Here is a 20,154-nt window from a genome sequence, read left to right on the forward strand (position 1 = left end):
CCCATTGCTCGGGGCCCATGGGTGCGATCGGCACCCGGCTTTCCCTGCGCCCTCTGCGAAGAGGAGAGGGCGGAACGAGATGCAAAGCTCGGACGATTCATGTCGCGAGAAGGCGAAGCTGTGTCTCCACCCACACTGTCATCGCCCGGCTCGACCGGGCGATCCAGTACGCCGCGGCCTCTCGGCTCAAGCAACGGCGTCTCTGGAATACTGGATCACCCGCATGCGCGGGTGATGACACCGAACAAGTTGCCTCACCCGCTCGCCGCCTTCACCACCACGATATTTTCATCCGGTGCCGCCGGGTGGCGCTTGAGATGATCGCGGCGCAGTGCGATCTCGTCGCGGACCAGCTCGTAGCCGAGCTTGAAGGTGTCGAGCCCGTCGCCGGACACGGTGCCGTCGCGCAAGCCGATCACCGCACCGCGCAGGATCGCCTCGAGCTCGTCCTGCAATTCGTCGAGATGTTCGGCGCAGGTGGTGTGCTCGACGCGCTCGCCGATGTCGAGGATCCGGCCCGCCAGCTCGCTCGCCTTCGCCGGCGCGACGCGGGTGATCTTGGTGTAGATCGCGGCGAAGATCGAGCCGATGATGCTGAGCGCGGCGGCGCCGAGATACATTACGTCGCTGTAGCGATCCATGAACGACTTGGTGTCGTCGTTGATGTACTCGGCGGCGCCCTGATGGGCGACGATGAAGGCGTCCTTGTCGGTCTCCGCCGGCTCGATCTTGGAGGCGAAGCCGTCGTCGAGCGCGAGCTCGGACTTGTTCTCATAGACGATGCGCGCGAGCTCGGCGGCCGTCGTCGTCGAAATCCAGGATTGCGCGACCAGCAGCCATTCCAGCCCGATGGTGTCGACGTCGTCATCGGGGATCGCCGGCGAGGACGACAGCATGCCGGTCGAGACCGTCTCCTCCGAGATCGCCGGATATTTGCGCGCCAGCGCCTTGGCCGCGTCGATCGCGTTCAACGTGAAGCCGCCGGAGCGCTTGGCGTATTGCTCGTAGGTCTTGTCCTTTATGATCTTCGAGGCATGCTCGATCGCGACCACGGCGGAAAAGCCGGAAGCGAACAGTTTGTCGAACGGGGTGTTCGGCGGCGCCTGCTGCACCCGCTGCGCCGCATCCGGGCTGTCGGAGATCTCCAGCGCGCTGCGGACGAAATTGACGCTGTTCTCGCCGTCGCCGACCACGGCGATCTTCTTCTTCTTGAGCTCGGCGAGCGACTTGATCTTCTTGCCGCCGGGGCTGAGCACCAGCACCACGTCATGTTCGAGGATCGCAATCGCGCGGGCGCGCGGCGGCACTTTTGCATCGGTGCGCAGGATGGCAAGCGCGGCGTCGCGGCGATCGAACTGCGCCAGCGCCTTGGCGTTGTCGGGGTTCGGCGCGATCTTCAGCCGCAGCCGCGACGAATTGGTCTTCAGCACGGTGGCGAGACGTGCCGCGAACTTGGCCTCCGGGCCCTTGGCATCGCCGACCGCGAACACCAGCGTCTCGGAATTGCGCAGCCAGACCCGGCCGCCGACCACCGTGATCGCGCTCAAGAACAGCGTCAGCAGGGTGAAGACGATGATCTGCGCGCGGTTGCTCTTGGCGACCGGGGGACGCGGCCGCGGCGGCATTGGCGAAGGCGAGGGGGCTTCGGCACTCATGGCTGATCACCTGGCTCATCACCCGCCCGGGGCTGCGCTTGACGGCCCTCGGCCGCAACCGGATCGGCGCGGCGCTGCCCGGTGAATCCGTAAATGACTATAAAAGAAAGAAAATTTCCTGCATCCTGACGATATACCTCCCGGGCGGGAATGCAAACCGGCGAGCCGCCGTAACCTTAACCTCGGCTGCCCCGCGTTGCGTTGCCGCATGACCATCGCCACTATCGACGCCGGGAGGAGGATGTGATTTTCGCAGCAACCGCTGGTGCATTCCGCCGCCGGAGATGTCATAAATGAGACAAGCTTCGGTTCGCGGAATTGTGCTGACGGCCTGACCCGGATTTCCTGCAATCACTTTCATCGAAGTAAAAGGGCGTCAGCTTGTTGTTTCCTGCCATGTCATCGTCGGTGTCGGTTGGTGCCCTGGTGGGATGGATGTTGCTTCTCACCGCGAAGCACATCATCGCCGACTTCATGCTGCAGAACGCCTGGATGGCGATCGGCAAGGACCAGAAGACCGGCTGGGCGATGCCGCTGCTCGCGCATTGCCTGGTGCATCTGGCGGTCGCGCTGGCGCTGATCCTGGTGGTGGCGCCGCGGTTCTGGTACGTCGCCTTCGTCGACTTCGTGATCCACATCATCGTCGATCGGTGCAAGGGAATCTGCGCCTCGCATTTCGGTGTGACGCTGGAGTCAGGCCATCCCTGGTTCTGGACCCTGATCGGGGTCGACCAGGCGCTGCACCACCTCACCGGCTTCGCGCTGTCGATCTACATGGCCGCGAACTGAGCGGCGCGCTCGGGTCTCTATCTCTCGTTTCGAATCACTGACCATCCGCCCGCGGCGGCGCGGATGTGATTCGCGTGCAACGGGCAAGGGGCCCCGGAAACGACCGGAGGCCGTGGTTAACCTTTCGTTAGAGGATTGCGCGGCATCTTCCGGATCAAGGGGGATTTGCAAATGTTTTCAAGCCGCGACGCATTCGATAACGATGCCTGCCCAGTTGCGGACGACCTGCTCGGCCAGATGTACCGCGCCAATCCCAACGGGCTTTCGCTGCTGGTCGCCAATGTCGCGCCCGACGCCAGGGCGAGGCTGGCGCTGTTCTGCTATCGCCGCAGCCATCTGCACGCACTCGCGGTCGCGATTGCGTCGAGCTGCACCGAGCGCGAGCTGATCAATTTCGGCGGCCGCGTCGGGTCGACGCTCTACGCGCTGGCGCGTGAACCGGCCCGCGTTGCGACCGTCTCGCATGGCGGCCGCAAGCCGATCACGCTGTCGACCAAGCCGCTGTCGACATTTGCGCCTGTTGTCGATGACGAGATCGACGACGAGGAGTTCACCGCGACGGTGACGGCTTAAGCAGCGCGATCAAACCGGCTGCGCGCTCGGGATGAGCGGCAGCCCGTGCCGGCGCCGTGCCATCGCGCATTCCGCGTCGCCCGGCAAGCAGGTGCGGCACACCTCCGGCCGCACCGCATAGACCTCGCAGCGCGTTGCCTCTCCCACCCGCCCCGACAGTGCCGAGCAGCGATCGCCGTCGCAGCGCATCCCTGACTGTCGCGTGTTGACGAATTGCGGCGGGATCAGCTCGAGCTCTGCGTCGTCCTCGACGGTGAAGCGCGGCCAGTTCTCCGAATAGCTGCAGCAGGCGCCGCAGGACTGGCACGGGCTTGCCTCCGTCGCGTCGATTGCGTTGTCGGCCATCAGGTGTCCCTCGGCGCTTCCCACACCAGGCTGCGCCGCCAGCGCGCCCTGAGCAGGTCGCGCCGCTCCGGATATTTCTCGTCGTGATAAACGGCGGTGACTACGCGGTCGGTGCGGAAGCTGCGAAAGTCCTTGCGCAGCTCGCACCAGGCGGCGAGCAGCCGCACCGCCTCGTGATAGCCGACCGCGATCGGCCAGACCGTGCGCTCCGAGTCGCGGCCATGCTCGTCGCGATAGTTGAGCGTGATCTTCTTGCCCTCGTGGATCTGGCTGCGGGTCCTGACCATGTCGATGCGGTCGGGCTCCCGGTTCCAGGCCGAGCGGGCGCGGCTCGCCGGCTCCAGCACGAACGGCCGCAGGCGGTCGGGCACGGTCTCGGCGATCTTGGCCATCAGGTCCTCGGCCGCGCGCGCCAATGCCGGATCGGCGTGACCGACCACCCATTGCGCGCCGAGCACGCAGGCCTCGATCTCGTCGGGCGTCAGCATCAAGGGCGGCAGGTCGAAACCCTTCTCCAGGATGTAGCCCATGCCGGCCTCGCCGCGGATCGGTACCCGCTGCTCGATCAGGCTGGCGATGTCGCGATAGATCGTCCGCTTCGATGTCTCGAGTTCGGCTGCGATCGCATCCGCGGTCAAAGGCTTACGGGTGCGGCGGAGCACCTGGATGATCTGAAACAGCCGGTCGGCGCGTCTCATGGCAACTCTCTTGGCAATTCTCTGGTCGCTCTCTTCTCAGGTCTGTTCTCAGCTGTCTTGACGAGTGTCTTACAGGCGTCTCGGCAGCTCTGTTGGTCTCTCGGCGCGTCGGCTTTTCTGCGTCCCGTCCAACTGCTGCTGACAGCATGTTGGCAGCAGGTGGGGGCTATATCAGGACAACACCTCAAGTGAAGGGAATTTGTCCATGACGAATCTTGACGAACTCGGTTTCCGGCAAGCGCAGAGCTTCGCGCTGGAACAACTGGTCACGGTCTACTCCACCTCCGGCGACCTGCGCTGGGCCCTGGTTGCGCTGGTCGCACAGTCGATCGGCGCTGCCTGGTCCTACGGGCGGGCACGGCTGGTCAAGCGCGTTCGCGAGGCGGTTCGCCGCCTCGCACCGGTCGGCCCGCTCGACAGTGAATGCCACTACTGCTGACACCATGCTGGCAGCAGGGGGCCGCTAGCTTCACTTCACGACCACAGGCGATCGGGAGCTTCATATGATTACGCTTTTTGGCTTTGGCACGGGTTTCGGCTTGCCTGAAATCAGTCCCTTCGTGACCAAAACCGAGGTCCAGCTCAAGATGGCCGGGCTCGCTTACGTCAAGGAAAAGGCGATGCCGCCGGCCTCTCCCAAGGGCCAGCTGCCCTTCATCGCCGATGACGGCGAGACCATCGCCGATTCGACCTTCATCCGCGCCCATATCGAGGGCAAATACGGCTTCGATTTCGACGCGCCGCTCAGCCTGCAGGCGCGCGCTCAGGCCTGGGCCTTCGAGCGTATGATCGAGCATCACGTCTACTGGGCGCTGGTCGGCGCACGCTGGGTCGACGACACCAATTTCGCCAAGGGCCCGGCACACTTCTTCGACGGCGCGCCCGATCACATGCGCGACAAGCTGCGCGAGGACGCCCAGTTCCGCGTTGCCGAGAACTATCTGCTGAGCGGGCTCGGCCGCCATGGGCCCGACGAGGACGTCGATCTCGCGCTCCGCTCGTTGTTCGCGCTGTCAGTCCAGCTCGGCGACAAGCCTTATCTGATGGGCAACGCGCCCTGCGGCACCGACGCCACCGCGTTCGGCGCGCTGGCGGGAATCCTGACACCGTTCTTCGATTCGCCGCTGCGCGAGCGCACCGAGAAGTTCGACAATCTCACCGCCTATGTCGGCCGGATGATGCAGCAATATTATCCGGAATTCGCCTGGGCGCCCCTGCAGCAGCAGGCAGCCTAGCTCGTTGCGGCGGGAGCGGGCTGGCCCTTCAATGCGGCCAGCTCGGCCTCGAGCTCGGCAATGCGCTGGTCGCGCGAGGCGAGCGCCGTCGCCACGTCGGCGGCATCGAATTTGTGCGGAATGTGCTGCGGGCAGTTGGTGTCCCAGGCGGCGACCTTGAACAGGATCACCTGCTCAGGCCGCGCCCGATAGCCCTGCGGCATCAGCGAGCGCATCAGTGCCGGATCGTCTTCCACCACCTGCGCCTCGCCCCAGATCTTCACGCGCTGCCGGTACGCATAGTTCATCACGAAGATATAGGCCTTCGGGTTCTCCGAGAGATTGCCCTGGGTGATGAACTGCCGGTTGCCGCTGTAATCGGCGAACGCGATGGTGTGCTTGTCGAGCACCTTGATGAACCCCTTCGGTCCGCCGCGATGCTGGATGTAGGGCTGGCCATCGGCGGAGGCGGTCGCGAGATAAAAGCTGTTGGTGTTGGCGAGGAAGGCCCCGAGGGTCTCATCGACCTCGGTGCGCCAGCCGCCATGCTCCTCGACCTCCGCATAGGTATCGCGCGAGCCCTTGCGGGTCTGGATCGCCTTCACGGCAGGCGTGAACCCGACATCGCTCGGATAGCTGCGAACGTCTGACATCTGAGCCTCCGCCACGGGCGACAAAGCGGTCGTCCTCGCCCGCTAAGATGGGTATTTCCGGATCGTAGGCAATCTTGTGAATTGACACTTCACTGTTGCCGATTATGCAATAGTGTCATGGACCGGATCGACGCCATGCAGGCCTTTGTCGCGGTGGCGGACCTCGAGGGTTTTGCCCCCGCCGCCCGCAAGCTCGGCCTGTCGCCCTCGGCGATCACGCGGCTGATCGCGGCGCTGGAGGAGCGGCTGGGGGCGCGGCTGCTGCAGCGGACCACGCGGCAGGTGACGCTGACCGACGCCGGCTCACGCTATCTGGAGCGGGCGCGGCGGATCCTCGCCGACGTCGAGGAGGCCGAGGACGCGGTGGAGAGCGAGCGCACCCGCCCCGAGGGCCGGCTGGTGATCTCGGCGCCGTTCGGCTTCGGGCGGCTGCATGTCAGCCCGGTCGTGAGCGTCTATCTGAAGCGCTATCCCGATGTCGGCGTCGACCTGCGGCTGTCGGACCGCAGGATCAACCTGGTCGAGGACGGCGTCGACCTCGCGGTCCGGCTCGGGCACCTGCCGGATTCGACGCTTGTTGCGCGGCATGTCGGCCAGATGCGCCGGATCGTGGTGGCGTCGGCCGGCTACCTCAAGCTTCGCGGCGAGCCGAAGCGGCCGGCTGATCTCACCGCCCATGACACGATCCAGTTCGGTGCCATGACCGCGACGCCGGATTGGCGCTTCATGGAGGAAGGGCAGGAGATTCGCATCACTCCCACGCCGCGCTTCACCAGCAACAGTTCAGATGCCGCCATCCAGTACGCCGAGCAGGATGGCGGACTGACGCGGGTGATGGCCTACCAGGCCGCCGAATCGCTGAAAGCGCGGCGGCTCCAGATCGTGCTCGCCGAATTCGAGCAGCCGGCGGTGCCGATCCACGTCGTCTATCCGACCACGCGGCTGCTGTCCGCCAAGGTGCGGACCTTCATCGATCTCGTCACCGAGATCACCGACTGGCACTTCGGTTAGCTAGCGCAAGCGGTTCGTCATTTGGCGTCCTTGTTCAGTTCGATGGTGACCTGCGACAGCCAGGAGCCGGGCGCTTCCATCACGAACGACTGGTGGTCGCCCTTGGTTCGGATCGTCACCAGCGCGGCAACGGTCTCGCCCTCGATGCGCGCCTCGATCAGTCCGTCGGAGTTGGTCCCCGAGATTTTGCCGCCCTGCCGGTACTCGCTCTCGAACCAGTTGCCCGAAAGCTGCGTTTTCGTTCTGTTCGATGTTTGCGGACAGCGACATCTTGTACGCATCGCTTGCGCATCTGAGATCCAGGCTGATCGCCTTGCCTGGCTTGGTGACGTTGTAGGCGACCTTGCAGCGGACCTTCTCCCAGTCCCCGTTCGAGGGCTTCATCGAACCGGATCCGGACCAACCGCCTGCCAGGCTGTCCAGACTTGTCGCCGCATACGACGAGCCCGAGGTCACCAGTGCGAGGCACGCCGCGATGCCGGTTCGCACGATGGAAAATTTCCAAGACATTTGAGCCGATCTCCAAATCGCAATGCGATTGACCCTACCCGCGCCCGGTCGTGGAGATATGGCGGCGACGTTAAGAGATGTTGCGGAATTTGCCTTTCTGTTTACCGCGGCAAGCCGTGCGCTCCGCTCGAGAGCACCTCAAGTCACGGGCGCCTTCTTCGGCACCACGCGGAACGTGCCGCTGGCGCGCGCGATCGTGACGCCATCGGCCTTGATCAGGCTCTGCGCGAAGCAGATCGTGCTGCCGGCCTTGATCACATCGCTCTCGATCGCGAGCCACTGCCCGACATTGGCGGAGCCTACGAAATCGACCGCGAGCGATATCGTCACGAACGAGGTGGTCCAGCCGGTCGCCTGTCCGCAGCTATAGCCCATCGCGTTGTCGGCGAGTGCGGCGATCAGCCCGCCATGGATCAGGCCGCGGCCATTGGTGTGCGGCCTGGCGAGCCGCAGGCCGATGATGACGGCCCGTTCGGTCTTCTTTTGGTAAAGCGGTTCCCAAGGCTCCGTGAGCGGGCTCTTGCGGAACAGCGGCTCGAAGCCTTGAGGGACGTCTTGGGGGATATCAGGGGCGACGGAAGTACTGGTGGTCATCTGAAGCTCGCATATGGCGTTGCGTTGACGCCATTGAACGCGATGTCGATGACGGGTTCACCGCCTACAAAGTTTTAAACGGGATTCGCGTGGGTGTTTGAATGTGGCTCCGGCCTGTCGCCACATCTCCCGCCCGGCTTGACCGGGCGATCCAGTATTCCAGAGACCGCACGGCATGAATCGAGAAGCCGCGGCGTACGGGATACCCCGCATGCGCGGGGTATGACGGCTGAGGGTGTAACGACGAGGTTGCTCGACGAAAGAAACAGCGACCTCGTCTAGAACGGCAGCCCGACATAATTCTCCGACAGCGAGGTCGACGCTGCCTTCGAGCTGACGAGATAGTCGAGCTCGGCGATCTGGATGCGCGCGGCGAAGTCGCCCTCGTCGGGGAATTTGTGCAGCATCGAGGTCATCCACCAGGAGAAGCGAACCGCCTTCCAGACCCGCGCCAGCGCTTTCGCCGAATAACCGTCGAGACCGGCCGAGGACTTCTCGTCGTAGAATTCGCGCAGCGCCTGCGACAGATAGTGCACGTCGCTGGCCGCAAGGTTCAGGCCCTTGGCGCCGGTCGGCGGCACGATGTGCGAGGCGTCGCCGGCCAGGAACATCCGGCCGAACCGCATCGGCTCGGCCACGAAGCTGCGCAGCGGCGCGATGCTTTTTTCGATCGAGGGGCCGGTGACGATCTCGTCGGCGGCCTTCTGGTCGAGGCGCCGCTTCAATTCGTCCCAGAACCGCTCGTCCGACCATTGGTCGACATGATCGTCGAGCGGGCACTGCACGTAATAGCGGCTGCGGTGGGACGAGCGCATCGTGCACAGCGCAAAGCCGCGCTCGTGGTTGTTGTAGATCAATTCCGGCGAGACCGGCGGGGTCTCGGAAAGAATCCCGAGCCAGCCGAACGGATACACCCGCTCGTAGCTGGTGATCGCCGAAGCGGGGACGCTGGCGCGGCTGACCCCATGGAAGCCGTCGCAGCCGGCGATGAAATCGCAGGCGATTTCGTGGGCGACGCCGTCCTTGACGTAGGTGACGCGCGGATGGTCGGTGTCGAAATCATGCGGTTTGACGTCGGCGGCGGAGTAGACCGAGGTCAGTCCGGCCGCCTTGCGGGCGTTCATCAGATCGAGCGTGACCTCGGTCTGGCCGTAGATGGTCACGGTCTTGCCGGTCGCCGCATGCATGTCGATGCGGTGCCGCGCGCCGCCAAACGCCAGCTCGACGCCGTGATGGACCAGGCCCTCCTGATGCAGGCGGGTGCCGGCGCCGACCTGGTCGAGCAGGGAGACCGTGCCTTCCTCGAGCAGGCCGGCGCGAATCCGCCCCAGCACGTAGTCCGGGGTCTGCCGCTCAAGAATGACGTTGTCTATGCCGAAAGAATGAAGTAGTTGCCCAAGCAACAGTCCGGCCGGACCTGCGCCAATGATTGCTACTTTTGTCCGCAATACCTGCTCCTCCCGATACGATAGGCTGACGTCGGGCGCCCGCGCCGGGGCGTGCGCCATCCACTTGCCAAGGCAACTATATCATATAGCCGTCCTGGCAAAGGGCGTTTCGCCCGGGAAAAGTGTTCGCCGCAATGCGAGATGCACAGGGGTCGGCCCGGGGGCGGAGGTGCGACGAGGCGTCCACCATGCGGATTTCGGCTTGAATATGCGCTCGAATTAGATAACATGTTAAGTAATGAGGCGGGTACCAAGCCCGTCCTGGAGAGGAGGAGACGTGATGAGGAATAAATTGTTGGCCCTGCTGATCGCAGCGGCCGTCGTGCCGGCTGCAGCTCCCGCCGTGGCGCAGGACAAGACCGTCTATCTCAAAGTGTCGCTCTGGGTGCCGCCGGCGCATCCGCTGGTGCCGGCGACGCAGGCCTGGGCCGCCGATATCGACAAGGCGTCGGGCGGCACCATCAAGGTCACCGTGTTCCCCTCCGAGCAGCTCGGCAAGGCGTTCGACCATTACGACATGGCGCGCGACGGCATCGCCGATGTCACCTATGTCAATCCCGGCTATCAGCCCGGCCGCTTCCCGATCGCGGCTGCCGGCCAGCTTCCATTCGTGTTCTCCGACGGCAAGAAGGGCACCCTGGCGCTGAACGAGTGGTACCACAAATACGCGCCGACCGAGATGAAGGACACCAAGCTGTGCTTCGCCTTCATCCACGATCCGGGCGCGCTGCACGGCAAGAAGAAGATCTTGCTGCCGAGCGATCTCTCTGGCGTGAAGGTGCGTCCGGCGCAGAGCACGATCGGCGAGATGGTCAAGATGTTCGGCGGCACCAACGTGCAAGCCTCCGCGCCGGAATCGCGCGACGCGATCGAGCGCGGCGTGGCCGACGAGATCACCTTCCCCTGGGGCTCGATCTTCCTGTTCGGCATCGACAAGGTGGTGAAGTATCACATGGACGTGCCGCTCTATTCGACTGTTTTCACCTACAACATGAACCTCGCCAAATATAATTCGATGTCGGATGCCCAGAAGAAGGTGATCGACGATCACTGCTCGCCGGAATGGGCCTCCAAGGTCACCGACCCCTGGACCGATTTCGAAGCCAATGGCCGCACCAAGATGAAGGCGCTGGAAGGCCATGAGGTCTATCCGCTGACATCAGATCAGCTCGCTGAGTGGAAGAAGGCGGTCAAGCCGCTGCGCGACAGCTGGGCCGAGGCCGTGAAGAAGGCCGGCGGCGATGCGGAAAAGATCGATGCCGATCTGCAGGCCACGCTGAAGAAGTACGAGGCGGGGATCTGATCTCGTCATTCCGGGGCGCGCGTCAGCGTGAACTATGGTGCGCTGTTGCGCACCTGAGAATCTCGCGCCACAACCTCTAGATTCGGGGTTCGCTCGCCTTGCGAGCGCCCCGGAATGACCGTCCCTGACAGCGATCGTCCGACATCATGGCTGCCAACTCCGAAGTGACCCAAGACGGCGCGATCACCGGTCCACCCGAACCGGTGCGCAAGAACTTCATGGACCGCTTCATCGATTCGATCGAATGGGTGGCGGCCTTCTTCGTTGGCGTCGTCGCGCTCAACACCTTCACTGCGGTGTTCATGCGCAAGTTCTTCTCGGTGACGATCCCCGACTACTACAATTTCGGCCAGTTCCTGCTCGGCATCCTGATTTTCTGGGGCATTGCGGCGACGAGCTATCGCGGCACCCACATCACCGTGGATCTGGTCTGGGCCAATGCCTCGCCGCGCTACCAGCGCTGGATCGACATCTTCGCGACGCTGGTGCTGCTGTTCGTGGTGACGGTGCAGACCTACACGTTGATCGACAAGGTGATCGACACCAAGAACGGCCACATCGTCACCATGGACCTCGGCGTGCCGATCTGGCCGTTCTTCCTGGTGTCGTGGATCGGCGACGTCTCGGCGGTGCTGCTGATCGCGATCCGCACCTACCGGCTGATCTTCCATCCGGAAGAAATCCACGATGCCAAGATCAAGACCTCGGAGTAGAAGGCCATGAGTCTCGACCCGAGTCCCGAGACTGTCGCCGTCATCGGCTTTGTCAGCCTGTTCGCGCTGATGCTGCTCCGCGTGCCCGTCGGCATGGCGATGGGCCTCGTCGGCATCACCGGCTTCGGCTATCTCACCGGCCTGGCACCGGCGCTGAAGCTGATCGGCCAGACCACGATGCGCACGGTGACGGATTATTCCTTCGGCGTGATCCCGATGTTCCTTTTGATGGGCGCCTTCGTGTCCGTCTCCGGCATCAGCCGCGAGCTGTTCCGCGCCGCCAACACCTTTGTCGGCCACTGGAAGGGCGGGCTCGGCATTGCGACCATCGCGGCCTGCGGCGGCTTTGCCGCGATCTCGGGCTCGTCGGTCGCGACCGCCGCGACCTTCTCGGCGGTGGCCTATCCCGAGATGCGCCGCTTCGGCTATCCGCAGTCGTTCTCCACCGGCGTGATCGCGGTCGGCGGCACGCTGGGGGCGATGCTGCCGCCGTCCACCGTGCTCGCGGTCTACGGCATCATCACCCAGCAGGACATCGGCAAGCTGTTCATCGCGGGCGTGGTGCCCGGCCTGCTCGCGATCCTGATGCACATGATCACGATCGGCATCATCGGCGTGACGCGGCCGGGTTTCCTGCCGGCGGGCAAGAAAGCGTCGTGGCATGAGCGCTTCGTCGCGCTGCGCGACGTCTGGTCGCCGCTGCTGCTGTTCCTGTTCGTGATCGGCGGCCTCTATGGCGGCTTCTTCATCCCGACCGAAGCCGGCGCGGTCGGCGCGGTCGGCGCCTTCATCATCGGCATCCTCCGCGGCAAGCTGACCAGGGACGGCATCCTGCAATCGCTGCTGCAGGCGACCCGCACCGCGGCAGCCGTGTTCACCGTGCTGATCGGCGCGCTCTGCTTCGGCTACTTCCTTACCATCACCCAGACGCCGCAGAACGTCACCGCCTTCCTCACCGGGCTCGGCATCGGCCCCTATGGCGTGCTGGCGCTGATCCTCCTGATGTATCTGGTGCTGGGCTGCCTGATGGACGCGATGGCGATGGTGATCCTCACCGTGCCGATCGTGTTTCCGGTGGTGACCGCGCTCGGCTTCGATCCGATCTGGTTCGGCATCATCATCGTCATGACCGTCGAGCTCGGCCTGATCCATCCGCCGGTCGGCATGAACGTGTTCGTGATCAAGAGCGTGATCAAGGACGTCAACATGTCGACCATCTTTGTCGGCGTGCTGCCGTTCGTCATCACCGACCTGATCCGGCTGGTGATCCTGATCCTGTTCCCGCTGCTCGCGACCTGGCTGCCGCAACGCATGATAGGCTAAATCCATGGGACCGGAGCTTCAGACCAGATACGTCTTCACCATCACCGCCCGGATCGCCGAGGTGACGTCCGCCGGTGACATCGGCACCGGTGTCCGCCGCATCATTCCGATCATCGGCGGTGAGGTGAGGGGCGAGACCGTCAACGGTAAGGTGCTCGGCTTCGGCGCCGACTTCCAGATCATCCGGCCCAACGAGCTGATCGAGCTGGAAGCGAAATATGCCTTCGAGACCGACGACGGCGCCATCGTCTATGTCGAGAACAAGGGTATCCGCTTCGGGCCGGTCGAGCTGCTCGAGAGGCTCAAGCGCGGTGAGCCTGTTGACCCGAAGCTGATCTATTTCCGCACCGTGCCGAAATTCGAAACCGGCGCCGAAAAGTACCGCTGGCTGATGGAGCACATCTTCATCGCCTCCGCCGCCCGCCACGCCGACCGCGTCGTGATCGACGTGCATCAGGTGCTGTAGGCGGGCGCGCGTGAGGAGAGTACGAGCGGAAGGGTTCCCTTCTCTTGCGGGCCACGCAAGGGCAGGGAGCATGGCTGATGCGCTCACCTCACTCGCCGAGTTGATGCAACCATCGCTGCCGCGCCGGGCAAAGTGCGTCCCAAGCAATATCGAGAGCGAGAGCAGGCCTTGACGTCGGACTATTTTGTATCTACAAACTAGTCCGTGAGGATCATTTGGGACGAACCAAAGCGGCTCGCCAATCTCGACAAGCACGGGATGGATTTCGCCGATCTCAACGAGAAATTCTTCGATACCGCTATCGTTTTGCAAGCCAAGCGAGATCGATATCGCGCAATCGGCGTGAACATTCGCGGCGTCGTTTCTGTGATCTTCGCGGTATACGGCAAGGAGGCCGTCAGCATCATCAGCATGCGCCACGCCAGCAAACCAGAAAGGGAGCTCTATGAAGCGAACCGTCGCTAAGAAGCGCTATATGGCCAGCGATATGCGTGCTGTAAGCGATAACCCGGAATGGACTAAGCGCGACTTTGAAGAGGCAAAGGCCTTCGACGAGGTCTTCCCAACGATGCGCAAGGGCCGCGGCCCCAATAAGGCACCGACGAAGAAGCTGGTTTCGCTACGGCTCAGCCCCGTTGTCTTAGATCATTTCAAGGCCGGCGGCCCCAATTGGCAGAGCAGAATTGACGCAGCGCTTGTGAAGATCGTCAAGCGAAAGGCCGGCTAGGAGACGTACTTTGGTCGGCGCTGCAATCACGGTGAGATAATTTCTTATTTTCAGAATTATCTCTTGACGCGCACCCCAACTCAGCGATCTAATGCCGCCGTCTCACCCGATTGAGGGGCGTTGCGCACGTCACGAACGCGCGGTGGGATGCGGTGGACGCTGATTGCGCGACTGACGAGTGCGCATGAGGCGGACGGTGAAGTCGTGTGGTCCTGACGCCCTAGCGGCCGGTGTCCCCTCGCGAAACGCGAAGCGTTTTACGAAGGCGGTGACAAGCAAGCCCAGTCTCGCCGGGGAGAGCGCGTATAAGCCGTAACCCATCGCGCAGGGAAAGCCGGGATGTTTCCGGTTACACCTGTGGTCCTACCTCCCGTGCTTTTTGTTGCACGGGACCCATGGGTGCGATCGGCACCCGGCTTTCCCTGCGCCCTCTTCGAGGAGAGGGCGGATAGAAATGCAAAGCTCGGGCAAATTATGTCGCGAGAATGCGGATGTATGATCCACAAGTGGCGCAAAAAACTCAGTGTCGTCCCGGCGAAGGCCGGGACCTATAACCACCGACGGTGATTGTTGCGCGACGCTGGGGCCACAGCTTTCCTCACCAACCCAATCCTGTGGTTATGGGTCCCGGCCTTCGCCGGGACGACGGTGGTGTGTGTAGAGGCGGTCCTGTGACAAACGCGATGCTGCGTCCCCACTCGCATCTGTCATCGCCCGGCTCGACCGGGCGATCCAGTACGCCGCGGCCTCTCAGCTCAAACACGGACGCCTCTGGAATACTGGATCACCCCCATGCGCGGGTGATGACGCCGTGAATGGAATTGGGCCTTGCGCGCAATGACGAACGTTCCGCCGGTCTCCCAACATGCCCATATTGACTCTCTCGCCAATAGTTATAAAACATAACTATTCTGAACAGGAAGCAATAACGCCATGGGAAACGCTGCCGACGCGGGGGACACCTCGCTGCTCAAGATCGAGACTCGGGGCGCGGTGCTGACCGTCGGGCTCAACCGGCCCGCCAAGCGCAATGCGCTGAACGACGGCATCATCCTGGCGCTGCGGGACTGCTTTTCGGCGATTCCCGATGACGTCGGCGCGGTCGTCATCCATGGCGTCGGCGATCACTTTTCGTCTGGCCTCGATCTCTCCGAACTGACCGAGCGTGACGCCACCGAGGGCCTGGTGCATTCCCAGATGTGGCACCGCGTGTTCGACCGCATCCAGTATTGCCGCGTGCCTGTGATCGCGGCGCTGAAGGGGGCGGTGATCGGCGGCGGGCTGGAGCTCGCCTGCGCGGCGCATATCCGCGTCGCAGAGCCGTCGGCCTATTTCGCGCTGCCCGAGGGCCAGCGCGGCATCTTCGTCGGCGGCGGCGGATCGGTGCGGCTGCCGCGCCTGATCGGCGTGCCGCGAATGGCGGACATGATGCTGACCGGCCGGGTCTATTCCGCGACCGAGGGCGCAGCCTACGGCTTCTCGCAATATCTCACCGAGGCCGACGGCGCGCTGCCGAAAGCGCTGGAGCTTGCCGAGCGCGTCGCTGCCAACGCGCCGCTGACCAACTTCGCCGTGTTGCAGGCGCTGCCGATGATCGCCGAGGCCAATCCGCAGACCGGCCTATTAATGGAATCGCTGATGGCGACGGTGGCGCAGAGCGACAAGGAAGCCAAAAAGCGCATCCGCGCCTTCCTGGACCGCAAGACCGCCAAGGTGAAGCCGACATGAGCGCCACGCCGTCCGTATCCGCTGCGAGCGCGCATCCGCTGCGCCCGATCTCGTTCGGCAACCCCGACGTCACCGTCGAGCTCCGCGACGACGGCACGATCTATCTTCGCCCGAAGCTCAGTCTGACCGATTATCCCGTTCGTCTCACCGATCGCCTGCATCACTGGGCGACCGCCGAGCCGAACCGCGTGTTCATGGCCGAACGCGCAAGCGGCGGCGGCTGGCGGCAGATCAGTTACGCGCAATTGCTGGAGACGACCCGGCGCATTGCCTCCGCGCTGATCGCGCGCGGGTTGTCGGTCGAGCGGCCGATCGTGATCCTGTCGGGCAACTCGATCGACCACGCGCTGATGGCACTCGGCGCGCTCTATGCCGGCATTCCGTTCTGCCCGGTGTCGCCGGCCTATTCGCTGGTGTCGCGCGACTACGGCAAGCTCAGCTTCGTCATCAAGCTCCTGACGCCGGGCCTTGTCTTTGTCGACGACGCCGACAAATTTGCCGATGCGCTGCGTGCCAATGTCGCGCCTGATGTCGAGATCGCGGCCAGCCGCGGCGCGGTGCCCGGCCGCGACGTGACGCGGCTCGCCGGTCTCATGGCGACGCCGGAAGATCCGCGTCTCGACGCGATCAACGGCGGAATCGGGCCGGACACGATCGCGAAATTCCTGCTGACGTCGGGTTCGACGGGCAATCCCAAGGCCGTGATCAACACCCAGCGCATGATCTGCGCCAACCAGGTGATGCTGCGCGAGACGCTGGCGTTCCTGAAGGACGAGCCGCCCGTGATCGTCGACTGGCTGCCGTGGAATCACACCTTTGGCGGCAACCACAATGTCGGATTGACGCTCTATAACGGCGGCTCGATGTATCTCGACGAGGGCAAGCCGATGCCCGGCGGCATCGAGGAGACCGTGCGAAACCTGCGCGAGATTGCGCCGACGGTCTATTTCAACGTGCCCAAGGGTTATGAATCGCTGCTGCCCTATCTGCGCGACGACGCCGCCTTGCGGGCAAGATTCTTCGATCGGCTGCATGCGATGTTCTTCTCGGGCGCCGCGCTGTCGCCGTTCATCTGGAACAGCCTCGATGCGCTCGCCGTGCAGGAGAAGGGCTATCGCGTTCCGATGCTGACAGGGCTCGGCGCCACGGAGACCTCGCCGTTCTTCATGTCGGTGCGTCCCGATACCAGCCGTTCCGGCCATGTCGGCCTTCCGGTGTTGGGCAATGACGCGAAGCTGGTGCCGAACAACGGCAAGCTCGAGGTGCGTGCCAAAGGTCCGAACGTGACGCCGGGCTACTGGCGTCAGCCCGAGCTCACCGCCAAGGCATTCGACGAGGAGGGCTTCTACAAGTTCGGCGATGCGCTGAAGCCCGCCAACGCGAGCGATCTCGCTGCCGGTTTTGATTTCGATGGCCGCATCGCCGAGGATTTCAAGCTGGCGAGCGGCACCTGGGTCAGCGTCGGTCCGTTGCGGGCGCGCTTTGTCGGCACCTGTGCGCCGCTGGTGCGCGACGTCGTGATCGCGGGGCTCAACCGCGACGAACTCGCGGCGATCGTGATCCTCGATCTCGACGGCTGCCGCCTGATCAATCCAGAGCTTGTCGCGGGCGACATCGCGGCCGCGGCCAATGATCCGCTGGTGCGGGCTGCCTTCCGCGAACGCTTCGCGCGCGTGCTTGCCGGCGCTACCGGCTCGTCGAACCGGATCGCGCGGGCGATCCTGCTGGATACGCCGCTGTCGATCGATCGCGGCGAGGTCACCGACAAGGGCTCGATCAACCAGCGCGCGGTGCTGGAGCATCGCACTGACATCATCGAAGCGCTCTATGCGCCGGTGCCGCAGGCATCGGTGATCACGTCAGTCTGAAATTTGAAGAGGAGAATGCCATGCAGTTGAAGGATCAGGCCGCCATCGTCACCGGCGGCGCATCGGGATTGGGCGCGGCGACCGCGCGCCGGCTGGCCGCGCAAGGCGCCAAGGTCGCGGTCTGCGACCTCAATGCCAAGCTCGCCGAGAGCGTGGCGGCCGAGATCGGCGGCACTGCTGTTGTCTGCGACGTGGCCGATGCGGCGGCCGCCGAGGCTGCGGTCGCTGCCGCCGCCAAGGCGCATGGCCCGGCGCGGGTGCTGGTGAACTGCGCCGGCATCGGCGTAGCAAAACGCGTGATCGGCCGCGGGGGACCGATGGCGCTGGCTGACTTCGACAAGGTGATCAAGGTCAATTTGATCGGCTCGTTCAACATGCTGCGGCTTGCGACCGCTGATATGGCGAAGCTCGAGCCGCTCGCGACCGGCGAGCGCGGTGTCGTGATCTCGACGGCCTCGGTCGCGGCCTATGACGGGCAGATCGGGCAGGCGGCCTATTCGGCCTCGAAGGGCGGCATCGTCGCGATGACCTTGCCGATCGCGCGCGAGCTCGCGCAATTCGGCATCCGCGTTTTGACCATCGCGCCCGGCCTGTTCATGACGCCCTTGCTGGCCGGCCTGCCGCAGGAGGCGCAGGATTCACTCGCCGCCGCGATCCCGTTCCCGCGCCGATTGGGGCAGGCCGACGAGTTCGCCTCGCTGGCGTTGCACATGATCGACAATCCCTATCTGAACGGCGAAGTGGTGCGGCTCGATGCCGCGCTCCGGATGGCGCCGCGCTGACGCATGATCCGGAAGAGCATGAAACGCTCTTCCGGATCGGTCACGCTCAATCGAGGGTAAATCATGTTCGTCCATCGGCGCGACGTGCAGATCCAGTGGGGCGATTGCGACCCCGCCAACATCGTCTACTACCCGCGCTATTTCGCGATGTTCGACGACTCGACCTCGATCATGTTCGAGGCCGCCGGCTGCTCGAAGCAGGACCTCATCCACAAATACGGCTTGGTCGGCATTCCCATGGTCGACACGCGGGCGAAATTCCACATCCCGTCGACTCATGGCGACTGGATTACCATCGAGAGCAGGATCGACAGCATCAAGCGCTCGAGCTTCGAGGTGGTGCACCGCGTGTTAAAGGACGAGGCGTTGGCGATCGAGGCATTCGAGACAAGGGTGCTGGTCGGCCGTCATCCGGACGATCCCGACAAGCTGAAATCGGCGCCATTTCCGCAGGAGATCATCGACCGCTTCATGAAGGGCTGACTCGCTGTCCTTCATGACCTAAAGAAGGGGCTGAATTGGCCCGCAAAACCGGCTTAAACCCAAAAGACTTACTTGCAGGGAGGAATGAATGAGGAAGGCCACTCTCGCCGCCGCGGCGCTCGCAGCTGTAATCGCGCTGCCGGGCGCGCCCGCGCAGGCGCAGACCAACGAAATCACCATCGGCATCACGATCTCGACTACCGGGCCCGCCGCGGCGCTCGGCATCCCCGAGCGCAACGCGCTCGATTTCGTGCCGAAGGAGATCGCCGGCGTGCCGCTGAAGCTGATCGTGCTCGACGACGCCGGCGATCCGACGGCTGCGACCACCAATACAAGGCGCTTCGTCACCGAGTCCAAGGCCGACATCATCATGGGCTCCTGCATCACGCCGACGACGATCGCGGTGTCGACGGTCGCCAACGAGGTCGGCATCCCGCATCTCGGGCTCGCGCCATTCCCGATCAATGAGGCCCGCGCAAAATGGTCGGTGGACCTGCCGCAGTCGATCCCGATCATGGGCAAGGTGCTCTACGAGCACATGAAGGCGCACAACATCAAGACCGTCGGCTATATCGGCTATTCGGACTCCTACGGCGATCTCTGGGTCAACGACTTCAAGGCGCAGGCCGTGCCGATGGGCTTGACCATGATCGATGAGGAGCGCTTCGCGCGCCCGGATACATCGGTCGCGGGCCAGGTGCTGAAGCTCGTCGCCGCCAATCCCGACGCCATCCTGGTCGGCGCGTCCGGCACCGCCGCGGCGCTGCCGCAGACCGCGCTGCGCGAGCGCGGCTACAAGGGCCTGATCTACCAGACCCACGGCGCCGCCACGATGGACTTCATCCGCATCGCGGGCGCGTCGGCGGAAGGCGTCATCATGTCGGCCGGCCCGATCATGTCGCCGGAAACGCAAGCGGACAGCGCGTTGACCAAGAAGCCGGGCCTGACGCTGAACGCCGCCTATGAAGCCAAATACGGTGCCAACAGCCGCAGCCAGTTTGCCGGCCATTCCTACGATGCCTTCGAGGTGCTGAAGCGCATCATCCCGACGGCGCTGAAGACCGCCAAGCCCGGCACGCCGGAATTCCGCGAGGCGATCCGCCAGGCGTTCATCTCCGAGAAGGAGATCGTCGCGAGCCAGGGCGTCTACAACTGGACCGAAAAAGACCGCTACGGCCTCGACGACCGCTCGCGCATCCTGCTGACGGTCAAGGACGGGAAGTACATCCCGGCGATGTGAGCGGGTCACGATCCGCTGAGGTAACAAGCCG

Annotated in this window: 23 protein-coding genes; 16 read left to right on the forward strand and 7 right to left on the reverse strand. The window is 64.0% G+C overall.

The window, feature by feature from the left end; genetic code table 11:
- Positions 1 to 254: 254 nt before the first annotated feature.
- On the reverse strand, positions 255 to 1,655 hold the full coding sequence (locus WDM24_RS02950; RefSeq protein WP_338830390.1) for a TAXI family TRAP transporter solute-binding subunit: 1,401 nt from the start codon (positions 1,653 to 1,655) through the stop codon (positions 255 to 257).
- A 435-nt stretch (positions 1,656 to 2,090) separates the two neighbouring features.
- Here WDM24_RS02950 and WDM24_RS02955 point away from each other — a divergent pair, with 435 nt between their 5' ends.
- Together WDM24_RS02955 and WDM24_RS02960 are read left to right on the forward strand one after the other, a co-directional pair.
- Complete coding sequence (locus WDM24_RS02955; protein ID WP_083991990.1) at positions 2,091 to 2,444, forward strand: DUF3307 domain-containing protein; 354 nt, start codon at positions 2,091 to 2,093, stop codon at positions 2,442 to 2,444.
- Positions 2,445 to 2,615: 171 nt separating this feature from the next.
- Positions 2,616 to 3,017 carry a hypothetical protein gene (locus WDM24_RS02960; protein ID WP_338695075.1) on the forward strand — a complete coding sequence of 134 codons (402 nt, stop codon included), beginning with the start codon at positions 2,616 to 2,618 and terminating at the stop codon, positions 3,015 to 3,017.
- Between the two features lie 9 nt (positions 3,018 to 3,026).
- Here WDM24_RS02960 and WDM24_RS02965 read toward each other — a convergent pair whose 3' ends face one another.
- Entirely contained in the window at positions 3,027 to 3,362 is a 336-nt protein-coding gene (locus WDM24_RS02965) for a YkgJ family cysteine cluster protein (RefSeq protein ID WP_338830391.1), read from the reverse strand.
- Positions 3,362 to 4,060: a helix-turn-helix transcriptional regulator gene (locus tag WDM24_RS02970; RefSeq protein WP_029077927.1), complete on the reverse strand. Its 699-nt coding sequence runs from the start codon at positions 4,058 to 4,060 to the stop codon at positions 3,362 to 3,364. Before WDM24_RS02970 ends, WDM24_RS02965 begins: the two co-directional genes overlap by 1 nt.
- 205 nt (positions 4,061 to 4,265) lie before the next feature.
- Here WDM24_RS02970 and WDM24_RS02975 point away from each other — a divergent pair, with 205 nt between their 5' ends.
- Together WDM24_RS02975 and WDM24_RS02980 are read left to right on the forward strand one after the other, a co-directional pair.
- Complete coding sequence (locus WDM24_RS02975; protein WP_029077926.1) at positions 4,266 to 4,499, forward strand: hypothetical protein; 234 nt, start codon at positions 4,266 to 4,268, stop codon at positions 4,497 to 4,499.
- Between the two features lie 64 nt (positions 4,500 to 4,563).
- Entirely contained in the window at positions 4,564 to 5,295 is a 732-nt protein-coding gene (locus WDM24_RS02980) for a glutathione S-transferase family protein (RefSeq protein WP_166211445.1), read from the forward strand.
- On the opposite strand, the gene WDM24_RS02985 is transcribed toward WDM24_RS02980, so the two are convergent.
- The gene (locus WDM24_RS02985; RefSeq protein WP_338830392.1) at positions 5,292 to 5,927 is read right to left on the reverse strand and encodes a pyridoxamine 5'-phosphate oxidase family protein; all 636 of its coding nucleotides are present in this window, start codon (positions 5,925 to 5,927) and stop codon (positions 5,292 to 5,294) included. The two genes, WDM24_RS02980 and WDM24_RS02985, sit on opposite strands and share 4 nt — an antisense overlap.
- 117 nt (positions 5,928 to 6,044) lie before the next feature.
- On the opposite strand from WDM24_RS02985, the gene WDM24_RS02990 reads away from it, so the two are divergent.
- Complete coding sequence (locus tag WDM24_RS02990; protein ID WP_338830393.1) at positions 6,045 to 6,938, forward strand: LysR family transcriptional regulator; 894 nt, start codon at positions 6,045 to 6,047, stop codon at positions 6,936 to 6,938.
- Between the two features lie 17 nt (positions 6,939 to 6,955).
- Here WDM24_RS02990 and WDM24_RS02995 read toward each other — a convergent pair whose 3' ends face one another.
- The 3 genes from WDM24_RS02995 to pobA form a co-directional block, all read right to left on the reverse strand.
- Entirely contained in the window at positions 6,956 to 7,219 is a 264-nt protein-coding gene (locus WDM24_RS02995; protein ID WP_338830394.1) for a hypothetical protein, read from the reverse strand.
- A 367-nt stretch (positions 7,220 to 7,586) separates the two neighbouring features.
- Complete coding sequence (locus tag WDM24_RS03000) at positions 7,587 to 8,042, reverse strand: PaaI family thioesterase (protein WP_338830395.1); 456 nt, start codon at positions 8,040 to 8,042, stop codon at positions 7,587 to 7,589.
- A gap of 278 nt (positions 8,043 to 8,320) precedes the next feature.
- On the reverse strand, positions 8,321 to 9,490 hold the full coding sequence (pobA, locus tag WDM24_RS03005) for a 4-hydroxybenzoate 3-monooxygenase (RefSeq protein WP_338830396.1): 1,170 nt from the start codon (positions 9,488 to 9,490) through the stop codon (positions 8,321 to 8,323).
- 280 nt (positions 9,491 to 9,770) lie between these two features.
- On the opposite strand from pobA, the gene WDM24_RS03010 reads away from it, so the two are divergent.
- The 11 genes from WDM24_RS03010 to WDM24_RS03060 all read left to right on the forward strand — a co-directional run bounded on the left by WDM24_RS03010 (position 9,771) and on the right by WDM24_RS03060 (position 20,123).
- Positions 9,771 to 10,793 (forward strand): TRAP transporter substrate-binding protein, encoded by a 1,023-nt coding sequence (locus WDM24_RS03010; RefSeq protein ID WP_338830397.1) that lies wholly within the window; start codon positions 9,771 to 9,773, stop codon positions 10,791 to 10,793.
- A 203-nt stretch (positions 10,794 to 10,996) separates the two neighbouring features.
- Positions 10,997 to 11,506 (forward strand): TRAP transporter small permease, encoded by a 510-nt coding sequence (locus WDM24_RS03015; protein ID WP_338832567.1) that lies wholly within the window; start codon positions 10,997 to 10,999, stop codon positions 11,504 to 11,506.
- Positions 11,507 to 11,512: 6 nt separating this feature from the next.
- Positions 11,513 to 12,829, forward strand: a complete 1,317-nt coding sequence (locus tag WDM24_RS03020) for a TRAP transporter permease (protein ID WP_338830399.1) — start codon at positions 11,513 to 11,515, stop codon at positions 12,827 to 12,829.
- 4 nt (positions 12,830 to 12,833) lie between these two features.
- The gene (locus WDM24_RS03025; RefSeq protein WP_029077917.1) at positions 12,834 to 13,295 is read left to right on the forward strand and encodes a DUF3237 domain-containing protein; all 462 of its coding nucleotides are present in this window, start codon (positions 12,834 to 12,836) and stop codon (positions 13,293 to 13,295) included.
- A 258-nt stretch (positions 13,296 to 13,553) separates the two neighbouring features.
- On the forward strand, positions 13,554 to 13,760 hold the full coding sequence (locus tag WDM24_RS03030; protein ID WP_338830400.1) for a hypothetical protein: 207 nt from the start codon (positions 13,554 to 13,556) through the stop codon (positions 13,758 to 13,760).
- A gap of 10 nt (positions 13,761 to 13,770) precedes the next feature.
- Positions 13,771 to 14,022: a BrnA antitoxin family protein gene (locus WDM24_RS03035; RefSeq protein ID WP_338830401.1), complete on the forward strand. Its 252-nt coding sequence runs from the start codon at positions 13,771 to 13,773 to the stop codon at positions 14,020 to 14,022.
- A gap of 933 nt (positions 14,023 to 14,955) precedes the next feature.
- Positions 14,956 to 15,750 (forward strand): crotonase/enoyl-CoA hydratase family protein, encoded by a 795-nt coding sequence (locus WDM24_RS03040; protein ID WP_338830402.1) that lies wholly within the window; start codon positions 14,956 to 14,958, stop codon positions 15,748 to 15,750.
- A complete protein-coding gene (locus WDM24_RS03045) occupies positions 15,747 to 17,618 on the forward strand; it encodes a feruloyl-CoA synthase (RefSeq protein ID WP_338830403.1) in 1,872 nt (623 codons plus the stop codon). Before WDM24_RS03040 ends, WDM24_RS03045 begins: the two co-directional genes overlap by 4 nt.
- 20 nt (positions 17,619 to 17,638) lie before the next feature.
- Positions 17,639 to 18,400 (forward strand): SDR family NAD(P)-dependent oxidoreductase, encoded by a 762-nt coding sequence (locus WDM24_RS03050; RefSeq protein WP_338830404.1) that lies wholly within the window; start codon positions 17,639 to 17,641, stop codon positions 18,398 to 18,400.
- A 63-nt stretch (positions 18,401 to 18,463) separates the two neighbouring features.
- Complete coding sequence (locus tag WDM24_RS03055; RefSeq protein WP_338830405.1) at positions 18,464 to 18,883, forward strand: thioesterase family protein; 420 nt, start codon at positions 18,464 to 18,466, stop codon at positions 18,881 to 18,883.
- 88 nt (positions 18,884 to 18,971) lie between these two features.
- Positions 18,972 to 20,123, forward strand: a complete 1,152-nt coding sequence (locus WDM24_RS03060) for an ABC transporter substrate-binding protein (protein WP_338830406.1) — start codon at positions 18,972 to 18,974, stop codon at positions 20,121 to 20,123.
- Positions 20,124 to 20,154: the final 31 nt, after the last annotated feature.

Origin of the sequence: Bradyrhizobium sp. 27S5 (assembly GCF_037217225.1) — a bacterium.
Taxonomy (GTDB): Bacteria; Pseudomonadota; Alphaproteobacteria; order Rhizobiales; family Xanthobacteraceae; genus Bradyrhizobium; species Bradyrhizobium septentrionale.